Genomic DNA, 12,156 nt, shown 5'->3' with positions numbered 1-12,156 from the left:
AACATGTCAGACCCGACCTTTGAGTTCTCCCGCGCAATCACCCGCCGCCCGGCTGCGACCATTGCTGGTGGATTGCGTGCGAAGGATATTGGAAACCCCGATTTCGAAGGGATGATGGCGGCACACAAGGCTTACGTGGCTGCACTGAAAAGCACCGGGGCTGAAGTGATCGAACTTGATCCCCTTGACGCGTTCCCCGACGCACAGTTTGTCGAAGATACGGCCGTTTGCCTGCCGCAAGGCGCTGTGCTGATGCGGCCAGGCGCACCATCGCGGATGGGTGAGGTGGCAGAAATGGCGCCAAATCTTCGCGCTTGCTACGAGACGGTTCTGGAAATCAACGGCCCCGGCCATATCGAGGGCGGAGATATTCTTGTAACGGGTCGCGAAATTTTGGTGGGCAGATCAGACCGCACTGATGCTGAAGGTGTCGCCGAGCTGTCTAAAATCACCTCCGCGTGGGGCCACAAACTGCGCGAAGTGTTTACACCGGAAGGCGTTTTGCACTTCAAGACAGATTGTTCACTGATGGATGCCGAAACAATCCTGTCAACCCGAAGACTTGATGCATCAGGCTGCTTTGAGGGCTACCGAGTGCTTCATGTTGCTGATGGGGAAGAAGCTGCTGCCAACGCGATCCGCTTCAACAATCTGGTGCTGATGGCCGCAGGCTTCTCGCGCACAGCAGACATGTTGGATCGTGAAGGGTATGAGATTGTAGAAATTGACAACACCGATTGCGCCAAGCTGGATGGTGGCATGTCATGTCTCTCGCTAAGACTTTGAAGGGTTATTCGCCAACTTTTGGTCATCGGCGGTCTCTTAGTTGGCGAATGAATATCAAGCTTTTTAACCGAAAGCTAATTTGTGATTGCCCTCCAAGGTACTAAAAATAGTAAGGATTTTGCGGCGAAGCTTGTATAAACTGCATTCTGAGCAAGATTGGCAGTACTCCATTGACGCTCCTTCCTTGTTCAATGAACGAGATACAAAATAACGGGTGAACCTTGCATATCCTTTAGTGGGCCCAGCGAATGAGCAATCTCTTCCAAAAGACAATCCTCAGCTAGCTCGAACGCTGGTTAGGTAAAACCGATATCGATGCGCCATACTTGACGCCAATTATGGATCTGATTGAATAGGAACACTAACTACCGCCTTCCTTCAGCATGGCCTGGTTGTCACTGGATGACATACCCCAAAGCCCGTTAATCATTGCAATCGTCAACCTGCTGGCCACGACCGAAACGATGTTAGTTTGGAGAACAAACGCATCAACAAGGTTCGGATGGATATTGCGTCCTGAAAGTCCACCCTTTCTATCAGCACTGACATTGGCTGCTATCCCGCGCCAAGCCCTTTTGGAAGTTTTTGAAACATAACCTCGCTAAGAAACTCCGCTCCAAATGGCGAACTAGCCGCGGTTTCAATTGTTTCAACAATATCTCGGATCACTTGATTGACACGTTCGTCGTCAATTATCACCAGACGGGTCGGACGCCCCTAAAGGCGAACATCGTTCTTTTCGGGCGTAATTATAGTACCAGCATCAACAAGGAAGCTACCGCTCGTTTCGAGGTTTGCCTTTATAGATTGGACCGAGAATATGACTGCCATCAACCATACTTAGAAAACTGAGCCGAACTGCATGTGATATCCATATGCCCGACAACAAACTCGTCTCAACCAATTGTAATCGCGTAACGACCTAAAGCTTCTGCTCCAACGGCGGTTAATATAATAGAAAAGCGCATTTCCGACATTGGCGCGATTTGCCTTGTCAGTCACTTTTGGCTCCATAGCGGCCATCGGAGCAAATGCTGCATCCTGTGATTTTGTATTGCATCAACGCCGAGCTGTCGTTGTTGGCGGGCATGGCGGATCGGAACATCAGCCATGGAAACGCCAAACTTACCTGCTACACGCTCACTTCGTCCAGCCTGGAACGAAAGGCGTATTGCAGGTTAACAGCGCCCGCTGAAACCAAAACACGTTTGGGCGATCCAAATGTTCCACGAGCTCGCCGAAAATCATCGAGATCTAGCGCTCTTCAACATGGTAATCGATAGCAAGTTGCGCGGCTGCGATCTGATCAGGCTGAAGGTGGTCAATGTTAGATCATCGAGTCAGATCGATCGGCCTCAAAGCCAGCACCTAAGGAACCCGTTCAATGAGAGAACCAAGGTCACTCAGATCTACAAGATGCGCCCAGCGTACGCGGTCTTCGCAATTCGTTACATAACCGTTGGCAGCACCGGAGCGATAAAGGCATCTTTGCGCCGAGTTTGATAGAGTTGGCTGCTGATTAACGGTGAGGAAATGAGCATGATGGTTGACGCAACATATCTCGGAGTCAGTCGCACGGCGTTCAGTCTTTCGATGATAAAGGGAGCGCGGGCGCCTGATTGGCAGAACCAAGGTCGAAATGAACACAAATCTGTACGCGATCTGCAACAGCCTCGAGAGCCAAATAAACCTGTTTGAGACCGCCGGGCAGGTCAGCGATCACTTCCGTGCGCTGGCATTGATGAGCAGCCTGCCGTTAGGCGATGCGGCAGGATCATATAGCAGAAATCTGAGGCGAGTTTTCTGCGAGTTCGGTGGGGTCATAAACTGTTTCAGATCGACCTTGTCGATCTCAGACCGTTTGTATTAAGCTGGAGCTTTAGATGAGATTATCTCTGCCACGTTATCTCGCTTGTTTTGGCGTTTTTCAATGCCGCAGCTATACTTTCGAATACCACGAACGGTACATCATCATGGGTAGCGGACATCCAGTCGATTGCCTTGCAAGTCGGACATGTTGTTGCCTTTGAAGTCTGGTTCCCTTTTGAGCCTTCCCAAGGCTCTCCTGCGCATTATAAACTTGCAATAACTTAGCCAATATCAGAAAAAGCGAAGCTGACCGTCGGGTATTGCCACTTTATAAACCGCCTCGTAGTTTGATCTATGCCCAGCACATCAAGGGCTCAAAATACAGGAGAGTTTATGGATCTCGGAACTTACGATTATGCAGTAGTAGGAGCCGGGATTGTCGGAGTAGCTACCGCGCTGGAGCTTTCCAGACGAGCGCCCAAAGCGCGGATATTGCTAATCGAAAAAGAAGATGCTCCAGCACGTCACCAAACCGGCCGTAACAGCGGTGTGGTCCATACTGGTGCCTACTACAAGCCGGGCAGTAAAAAGGCGCGATTTTGTCGTGAAGGACTGCTTAGAACAAAGCACTATTGCGAGACAAAGGGCTTGAAGTACGAGACACGCGGGAAGCTCTTAGTCGCCACGAACGATCAAGAGAAAGCTCGACTTGGCGACCTGGCGGATCGCGCGCGTCAGAACGGCGTAACAGTTCAAGACCTGTCTTTGGCCGACCTAACTTCCGTGGAACCCAACGTAGCGGGGTGCGCCGCTGTTCGGCTACCAGACACCGCGATTGTAGACTACTCCCAAATAGCTCGGTCACTCCTTGAGGACTTCGTGGCTAATGGAGGGACATTTCTATATTCCACCCCTTTGGTAGGCATCGATAACAGTTATGGAAAAACCGCGCTCATCACACTAAAGGGTATGATCGGGTGTGAGCATCTTGTTGTTTGTGGAGGTTTGCAATCCGACCGTATAATTCGCATGGCGGGACTTGCGTGCGATGCCAAAGTCGTACCGTTTCGGGGGGAATATTATCGTCTTCCAAAACGAAAATCCAAACTGGTCAAGCATCTGATTTATCCTGTGCCTGACCCCAACCTACCGTTTCTAGGTATCCATTTGACGCCTATGATTGATGGATCGATCAATGTCGGTCCGAATGCCATCATATCATTGGCACGCGAAAGATACTCCAAGGTGTCATTCAGCTCAGCAGACTTTCGTGAAATGGCCTTGTTCGCAGGCTTTTGGCGATCTCTTGCCAAGCATCCTTGCGCCATAGCCAATGAAATTCGAAGCGCGGTGTCAAAGCGTTACTATCTCAAACAAGTTCAGAAATACTGTCCAAAAGTTGAATTGCCGGATTTGTGTCACTACGTGGCAGGCCATCGTGCCCAGATCGTTCATCCTGACGGGCGACTTGAAGACGATTTTCTGTTCAGATCTCAGGATCGTATGACGTTCGTATTAAATGCGCCTTCGCCGGCAGCAACAAGCGCTATGCCAATCGCTCAGGAAATATGCGATCGAGTACTGAGCCAATAGCTAGCTGCAGATAAATCGATGGTCACCGCGCCAACAGAGGTTCCCGCTGTTGGCGTAGTAGTTGGTGCAAGTTTTTGATCGTAGAAATTGGTCGGGCGCGACAGCGTGCTTGAAAGGCCGGTTTGGGATGCTTCCAGAGCAATGGGCAGAAAGCGACTGGTTTTATTCAAAAACAAAGTGTTACGCGCGCAGAATGCAATGATCTGAACACGGCAAAAAACGCCTTCCCGATTAGGCTTTGCGTGTTTGTTACGGTGCGGTAAAGATATTGACCCATTTGTGTATGTTCTGGGCGGTGGCAGTGAGGGTTAATTTTTAATTTGCGCCATACGGGCCACAAAATCGGAGCCGTCCTAACCCAAGTACGCGTTTGAAGTGAGCGAAGAGCGTTTCGTTCTTCTTCCGCAGCTTCATCGAGATATCCTACCGGCGGGTCTTTCAATTAGATGACCCTGCTGCACCACGTAACAGCCGGTTCTTTTTCTTATACGGCTGAACAATGAGAACAAAAAGAAGAAGACTTTTATTTGTTCTTGGGAATTTACAGATAAAACTCAATTGCTTATAAGATGATCTTGGACAAGTTGACCGCATCAATTCACCCCGACGGGTCTGTTGGTTTCTTGCAAACTCGCCGCAGTGCCGTCCACAACATTCTAGGGAGTAATCCATGAGCAAGTGTTCAGATAACCTTAGAAATAGATGCTTGCCTAAGTGATCTTGGCGCATACTCTGACATCGCAACGGCGCCCTGTTACTGACAACAAACGAGTTGTAAACACGCGAGCAGGCAGGAACGCTTAGAAAAACCCATACTATTTCCAGCAAAACAAAAGTCGCTAGTCATCCCAGTTCAGTTCAAGCTCTTCGCGAAAGGCAAACCGTTTTAGGTGATCGGAAATCACCGTCTTCCAACTGTCTAGGTCACCGCGTTGTTGCGCCGAGGCGCAAACTTCCAGTGCTACTGGCGTAGCCTTTAGTTCAACGGCATTGCCACTGCCAAAAGAAACGGTTCCAGTATCTGCATCGAACTCGACCTGTCCCTTATGTGACCAATGTTTGCATAATTGCTGTAAGTACTTGCTGGCATTTTCTGTTGTCGCCGATCCGATTGCGTTCTGTCGCGGCAAAAGCGCGAGGCCGTTTTGCGCTTTGGCGCGCATGCTTTTTGCGAAAAGGGTGACGTCAATTTCAGTGGCCAGAAAGGTCACGCCGATCTCAAGGCACCTACGCTGCATTGCTGGCTCCAGTGTTAGGATACCCGCGGCTTTACCTGCCGCGACGATGCGGGTCAGCGCGTCTTCAATAGCCTCCACAACATCTGGATGCCCGGCGTTGCCGATATGACCCATGTCGGCGGCCAGATCTGCAGGTCCGATAAAAACTCCGTCTACTCCATCAACCGTCAGAATGTCGTCCAGAGCGGCCATGCCCGCGTTGTTCTCAACCTGTAGCAGCAGACAAATCTGCTCATCCGCCGTATCGAGGTAGTCCGGGATTTCGGCAAATTGCGAAGCCCGCGCAAGGGATGATCCCACTCCTCGGACGCCGCGTGGGGGGTATTGCACCGCGCGCACCAGTTCGCGCGCCTGATCAGCGCTTTCGACCATCGGCACCAGAATACTCTGAACACCCGCATCGAGATATTGCTTGATCATCCATGTCTCACCAATCGGTAGACGTGCAACTGGCGCGCTGCCCGAACTTTCGATCACTCGCACCTGTTCAAGGGTCGAGCGCAGGTCGTTTGGTGCGTGTTCGCCATCGACCAACAACCAATCGAACCCTGCGGTCGCGGAAATTTCTGCTGCATATGCGTCGGCCATTCCGATCCAGCACCCGACCTGAGGCTTTCCAGCCTTTAATGCGGCCTTGAAGGTGTTCTTTGGTGCGGGCATGTCGCTGCTCCTTTAGGCAAAATTGATGTCGACGGATCCGAACGATCCGAAATCGGCGTGGATTTCCGCACCCGATGGGCATTCGATCGGGCGAATGAAGCTGCCGGACAGGATCACGTGGCCGGGTTCAATGCTCTGGCCGTATTGCGCCATGCGACGGGCCAACCAGACCACACTTTCGACCGGATCATTCAATACGCCCGCACCCAGGCCGGTTTCCTCGATTTCACCGTTGCGGAAGGTTAGGGCCCCTACCCATCGCAGGTCAAACGCATCCGCTGGGTGGCGTTCCGCCCCTAGTACAATGCCGGCATTTGCGGCGTTGTCGCTGATCGTGTCGAATACTGTGCGTGACTTTCCAGTCTCAGGGTCTGCCCGCTTTATACGCGTGTCGAGGATTTCAATGGACGGAGTAACATAGTCGGTCGCCCGCAAAACCTGATCGCGGCTCACATCGGCGCCACCAATGGCCTCCTTCATGACAAAGGCGATCTCGGCTTCGACACGGGGTTGGATGAAACGACTTGCGGGAACGGTCCCGCCATTTTCAAAGGCCATGTTGTCAAACAGGATACCACTATCAGGAATGTCGATATTCAAAGCATATTGCATCGCTTTCGAGGTCAGCCCAATCTTCCAGCCGATGACCTTGCGCCCTTCCGCCAATTTGGCACGATAGATGGCATTCTGCACTTCATAAGCGTCATCCATCGCCATTTCGGGGTAACGCAGTGTCAAAAGACCGATCTGTGCTTGCGTCCTTTCTGCATTCAGTAGATCTGCGGCAGCGCGCGCATGGTCTTCTGGGGTCATACGTGTTCATCCTCGATGGTGTTGCGCAGGGTGCCGATCCCATCGACGGAAACCTCGACCACATCGCCGGGAGCCAAGTATTTTGGCGGATCAAATCGTGCACCTGCGCCGGTTGGGGTGCCGGTAACGATGATATCGCCCGGTTGAAGCGTCATAAAGGTTGATATGTATTCAATCTCGCGCCGGATCGGAAACATCATTCGGTTCAACGTATCGTCCTGACGCAACTCACCATTCACATGGGTCTGGATGCGGGCGCCATCCAGTTGCGCGGCATCAGTGAAAGGGACCAGCCAAGGGCCGATGGCACCCGATTTGTCCCAGTTCTTGCCTTGGGTGACGTTGAACTTGGCGTGCCGAACCCAATCGCGGATCGTACCTTCGTTGCACAAGGTCAGGGCTGCGATATGGCCATAAGCATCGTCCTGCGAAATCCGGCGGCCTGCTTTGCCGATCACGATGGCCACTTCACCTTCGTAATCCAGCGTGTGATTTTCAGGCGGTCGGATCAGTGGGCGATTATGGCCGGTAAATCCACTGGCGAAACGCGGAAATAGCGACATGTATTTCGGCTGGGCGCTTCCATCTTTGTATTCCGCGTTGCGATCTGGAAAGTTCACGCCAACGCACAGAATACGGCGGACATCCGGCATCACCATCTCAAAGGTGAAATCCGTATGGGTTACCGGCTTTCCCTCAGCAGCCTTGATCAATTGGCCAAACGCCCCTGCGGCGACAACCTCGTAGAGGCTTTTGAACTCGGCAAATTCGCTGTTTAGTGCGACCGCGCCTTCATCAGTGATCGCACCAAAAAATGTTTCACCGTTGGCAGTGTAGGTTGCAATGCGCATCAGGCCTCCTCGGAGTTATGGAACCCGCCCATACTAAGATGTTTTAAATCAAGCATACTTTGCTTACGGTGCGATGATGGGAGACGCAGACAGGTCTGGCTCGTTTACATCCACACCGACAAAGGATGTGCCGTGTTCAAACCAACTGCGCGGCGCCGGAGCGCCCCAGAGCGTCTGACGCTGCGGGTCCTTCAGGTCCCATTTGATCGGCTCCAGATCGGGGTCAACGGTCTGATAATCCGAGCAATAAATCTCAATCCGGTGTCCGTCGGGATCGAGTATATACAGGAAGAAAGCATTCGAAATACCATGTCGCCCCGGGCCGCGTTCGATGTTGTCCACATAGCCGGTGGTGGCCATTAGATCGAGCAAATCGATGATGTTCAGCGGTGTTGGCACCCAGAAGGCCACGTGGTGCATCCGTGGGCCTTTGCCATTGGTGAAGGCCATATCATGCACCCCACCCTTGCGGTGCATCCACGCGGCCCACAGTTTCTTGCTGTCTTCGTCTTCCGTATACTCGGTCACGCGGAACCCGAAATCACTGTAGAATGCGACACTGTCATCGACATTGGTCGAGAAGCAGTTGAAGTGATCGATCCGCAGCGGTTTCACACCACGATAGAGCGCGTATTTCTGATGGATCGGCTCCAGGCGATCCATCTTGTGATAGAACTCCAGCGGTATGCCCATATTGTCCGAGGTTAACAGAGTCCGGCCCTGATAGGGGCGATCAACCCATGAGGTCGGTCGGCCTTTGGATATAAAATACGCCTCGGCCCGATCCAAATCATCCTCGTCGAATGTTTTGAAGCCCATGACCTCGACAGTCGCCGGCTGATCGGAATTCTGCAGGATCACACAATGATGTCCACGTTCCTCCATAGCGCGCAGGTAGACATGTGTGTCGCTTTCGTCCGAGACCTGCAAACCCAGAATCTCCGAGTAGAATTTGCGCGAAGCAACAAGATCGCTGACGTTCAGGCAAACATGGCTCAGCCGGATTGTGTTGAAGTCGGGATACAGGTTGGGGGCTGGAACGGGCATTGAAACCTCCTGTTAAACGGGGAAGATAACGTTTGTCTGGCCGGTGCCGGAGCTTGGGAAATACTCGGTCACAACCTCGCATTTCTTGTCATAGGTATCCCACCCCAGCGCGCCGTAAAGCATCGACGTGTCGTGCATCGAGCCTTCGCCGCAGCAGAAATTGGCATAATCGCCCGGCATCTTCAGGAACGTGGCATGATCGCCGTTCTTCCACATCTCAAGCACATGCAGGTCCATCTGACGGTTGAATTCCGAGCTGATGGTGAAAGTGCCGTTGTTGGCGGCATAGTCCTTGTTGGCCCAGATTTTGTGCGACAGCGAGCCTGACGCGACCAGCAGCACCTTTTCGTCACTGGCCTCAACCGCTTCACGGATGGCCTCGCCGACAATTCGGCTATCATCATGGCTATGCACCGTGGCCCAGGCCGCGACCGAGACAACCTTCATATCATGCTCGCGGCTCATGAACCGCAGCGGCACCAGTGTGCCGTATTCCAGTCCGAGGCTGTCCAGGTGATGCGCCAAAGTATAGGCGCCCTTTTCTGAAGCTATCTTAGCAATGGCGTCGCCCATTTCAGGATTGCCCGTATAGGAATACGGCAGGTCCTGAATGAATTGCGGGAACTCGTTCGACGTGAACAGGCCTTCGAACTTCTCATTGGCGTTGATGTGGAACCCGGCATTGATCACCCAATGGGTGTCACAGATGATCACCGTGGTCGCCCCCAGTGCTTTGGCGCGGCGCGCGATCTCGCGGTGGCCATCAATGGCAGGCTGGCGTTTACCTTTCACCGGGCCTTCCTGCTCGGACATGAGCAATGTCGGCACATGGGTCATTTTGGCGGCAAGAACGATTTCTCCCATGGTCTGCTCCTGGAGTTAAGGTTTTTCGCGCGATTGTCGTCTGAGGGGCCGCTATAGCTTACCCAATTGCATGATCTTGTGCTGGCCTGTGGCAAAGCCGACATGCTTTTGTTCCATGTAGAACTCAAAGCTCCAGTCGCCGCCGTCGCGCCCGATGCCGGATGCTTTGACCCCGCCAAACGGTGTGGGCAGATGGCGCACGTTTTCCGAGTTCACCCAGATCATTCCGGCCTCAAGCTTGTCCGTGAAACGTAACGCGCGGGTCAGATCGTTGGTCCAGACATAGCCGGTCAGACCATATTGCGTGTCATTTGCGATCTGCAGCGCCTCCTCCTCAGTCGAGAACGGGATCACGGTCAGGACAGGGCCAAAGATTTCCTCGCGTGCGATGCGCATTTGATTGTTAGCGTTAGTAAACAGGGTGGGCCGTACGAAGTACCCCTCTTCGCCCACCTTGACGCCACCGGCCGCGACGGTCGCGCCGTCTTCCTTGGCGATGTCGAAGTATGAAGTGACCTTGTTGTAATGCTCTTCCGTTACAAGAGGGCCAATCTCGGTTGCAGGGTCCAACGGGTGGCCGACTTTGATATTGTTCACGCGCTCGATCAGCTTGGCTTCGAACTCTTCCTTGATTGTATCATGTACCAGCAGCCGCGAAGAAGACGTGCAGCGTTCGCCGTTGATCGAATAGATCATGAAGATCACCGCATCCAGCGCGCGATCCATGTCGGCGTCGTCAAAGACGATGACCGGGTTCTTACCGCCCAACTCCAGATGCATCCGTTTCAGCGTATCTGCGCCTTGCTTGGTAATGATGCTGCCAGTACGGCTTTCACCGACAAAGGCAATGGCTTTGATCAATGGATGTTCGGTCAGCCGCTTACCGGCGTCTGGACCAAAACCGTTGACAGTGTTCAGCACACCCTTGGGCAGACCGGCTTCTTCCGCGATTTCGACCAATAGCCGCGCAGACAGCGGTGAATCTTCAGCCGGTTTGTGGACGACCGTACAGCCAGCGGCCAGTGCCGGAGCGATCTTCCATGTCGACAGCATGAACGGGGTGTTCCACGGCGTGATGACACCAACGGGCCCGATTGGGACGCGGGTGGTTATGTTCATCAGTGTCGGTGATTTCAGGTGTTGACCATCCCGCGCCTGAACCGCCTGATCGGCAAAATAGCGAAAATTCTCACTCCCTCGCAGGGCGGCTTTGGACATAAAGCGCAGGGTCTGGCCGGTATCCCAGCATTCGCACAGCGCGATCTCTCCGGCTCTTGCCTCAATGCCATCTGCAACTTTAAGCAATATCCTGCGGCGCTCCGTAGCGGGCATGTCGCGCCAGACTGCAAAGGCATTATGCGCGGCCTGTGCCGCCGTATCGATATCTTCCGCCGTGCCATGGGCAACGTCGCAGATCACCGATTTATCCACCGGAGAGATCGACTGGAACACCCCTGCTGACCCATCTTGATCTTCTCCTGCGATCCGGTTCTTTATCCCAGTCCTCTTGAAACGGGCAAGGAAACCATCAAGCCGTTCAATATTCTTGTGCAGGTCACTCATGGTCAGGCCTCCAGATGGTCGCGGATCGTACCGGTTTTGGGGGAGAGGTCGGGATCGATGTCGCGCATCTCAAGCGACAGCGCGATGGAATGCTGGCTCATTGCGGATTCCAGATAGGTTCGTGCCGCCTCGAAGATGCGCTGCGTTGCGTCCTTCTTGACGGCCTGCGAACGACCGGCCCGCAGCCGGATCGAGATATCGATGAACCCATGCTTTGGATTTCCGTCTGCGATGGCATAGTGATCAACACGGATCGCTCGGACGCGAATGCCTGCTAGCGGAAAGGTGTCAATCTCAGCGGCCGTTGCACGGATGCAATCGCACAGACCGCCCATGTCGATCCTGTCTTCCAGATTCCCGGAATATTCGACGTGAAAATGCGGCATGATTCCTCCGTTATTAATTAACATGTTTAGCATTATGAGATTATGTCGTCAAGAAGTTGCGTTGTTAATCTTTGCATTTCCTAGGGCAGCACACTAGAAGGCGGCATGAACACTCAAAGCCATACCAAGAGCACCTCAAGGTCGCTTCCCATTGCATTATTGCGCGCCCGCGAAACGATCATGGCCCCCATCAGGGACATGCTGCAGGATATACAGATATCCGAGCAAAAATGGCGCGTCCTGCGCGTGCTGGATGAACTTGGCGAGGTCGAACAAAGCGCCATCGCCAAAGAAGCCTGTCTGTTGCTGCCCAGTCTGACCCGCATTTTGCGCAGTATGGAAGCCGATGGGCAGGTCACACGTCGTCAGGACAGCCAGGATAAAAGGCGGACGATGGTGATGATTACAGATGCGGGTCGGCAGATTTTGAAAGACAACCTTCAAGCGTCATTGGCCATTTCAAATAGTATTGAGGCGCAGATGGGGCGAGAGAAGCTTGATGAGCTACTGGACCTACTTGAAGAGCTGCAGGCTGTTAAGGTTTGA

At 53.1% G+C, this 12,156-nt stretch carries 10 protein-coding genes and 1 pseudogene; 3 read left to right on the top strand and 8 right to left on the bottom strand.

Translation table 11 applies throughout. The features are described 5' to 3' along the window. Positions 1-3: 3 nt before the first annotated feature. Both ACR0AY_RS09055 and lhgO read left to right on the top strand, forming a co-directional pair. On the top strand, positions 4-786 hold the full coding sequence (locus ACR0AY_RS09055; RefSeq protein ID WP_170511816.1) for an arginine deiminase family protein: 783 nt from the start codon (positions 4-6) through the stop codon (positions 784-786). Positions 787-2,988: 2,202 nt separating this feature from the next. Further along, positions 2,989-4,188: an L-2-hydroxyglutarate oxidase gene (lhgO, locus tag ACR0AY_RS09050; protein WP_170511814.1), complete on the top strand. Its 1,200-nt coding sequence runs from the start codon at positions 2,989-2,991 to the stop codon at positions 4,186-4,188. A 249-nt stretch (positions 4,189-4,437) separates the two neighbouring features. On the opposite strand, the pseudogene ACR0AY_RS09045 reads toward lhgO, so the two are convergent. From ACR0AY_RS09045 to ACR0AY_RS09010, 8 genes and pseudogenes are all read right to left on the bottom strand, one after another. Then, positions 4,438-4,608: pseudogene (locus ACR0AY_RS09045) on the bottom strand (IS5/IS1182 family transposase); the annotation flags it as partial. Positions 4,609-5,027: 419 nt separating this feature from the next. Then, positions 5,028-6,086, bottom strand: a complete 1,059-nt coding sequence (locus ACR0AY_RS09040) for an aldolase/citrate lyase family protein (RefSeq protein ID WP_170511812.1) — start codon at positions 6,084-6,086, stop codon at positions 5,028-5,030. 12 nt (positions 6,087-6,098) lie between these two features. Then, positions 6,099-6,899, bottom strand: coding sequence for a 2-oxo-hept-4-ene-1,7-dioate hydratase (gene hpaH / locus ACR0AY_RS09035; protein WP_170511810.1), 801 nt, complete (start codon positions 6,897-6,899; stop codon positions 6,099-6,101). Next, entirely contained in the window at positions 6,896-7,750 is an 855-nt protein-coding gene (locus tag ACR0AY_RS09030) for a fumarylacetoacetate hydrolase family protein (protein ID WP_170511809.1), read from the bottom strand. Before ACR0AY_RS09030 ends, hpaH begins: the two co-directional genes overlap by 4 nt. A gap of 63 nt (positions 7,751-7,813) precedes the next feature. Beyond that, the gene (gene hpaD, locus ACR0AY_RS09025) at positions 7,814-8,797 is read right to left on the bottom strand and encodes a 3,4-dihydroxyphenylacetate 2,3-dioxygenase (protein ID WP_170511807.1); all 984 of its coding nucleotides are present in this window, start codon (positions 8,795-8,797) and stop codon (positions 7,814-7,816) included. A 12-nt stretch (positions 8,798-8,809) separates the two neighbouring features. Continuing rightward, positions 8,810-9,661 (bottom strand): 3,4-dihydroxyphenylacetate 2,3-dioxygenase, encoded by an 852-nt coding sequence (gene hpaD, locus ACR0AY_RS09020; RefSeq protein ID WP_170511805.1) that lies wholly within the window; start codon positions 9,659-9,661, stop codon positions 8,810-8,812. A 51-nt stretch (positions 9,662-9,712) separates the two neighbouring features. Continuing rightward, positions 9,713-11,224: a 5-carboxymethyl-2-hydroxymuconate semialdehyde dehydrogenase gene (gene hpaE, locus ACR0AY_RS09015; RefSeq protein ID WP_170511803.1), complete on the bottom strand. Its 1,512-nt coding sequence runs from the start codon at positions 11,222-11,224 to the stop codon at positions 9,713-9,715. A 2-nt stretch (positions 11,225-11,226) separates the two neighbouring features. Further along, entirely contained in the window at positions 11,227-11,610 is a 384-nt protein-coding gene (locus ACR0AY_RS09010) for a 5-carboxymethyl-2-hydroxymuconate Delta-isomerase (protein ID WP_170511801.1), read from the bottom strand. A gap of 105 nt (positions 11,611-11,715) precedes the next feature. Here ACR0AY_RS09010 and hpaR point away from each other — a divergent pair, with 105 nt between their 5' ends. Further along, positions 11,716-12,156, top strand: a complete 441-nt coding sequence (gene hpaR / locus ACR0AY_RS09005) for a homoprotocatechuate degradation operon regulator HpaR (RefSeq protein WP_170394006.1) — start codon at positions 11,716-11,718, stop codon at positions 12,154-12,156.

Source organism: Ruegeria sp. A5, from assembly GCF_056543005.1.
This window is presented reverse-complemented; position numbering and strand designations above follow the sequence as displayed.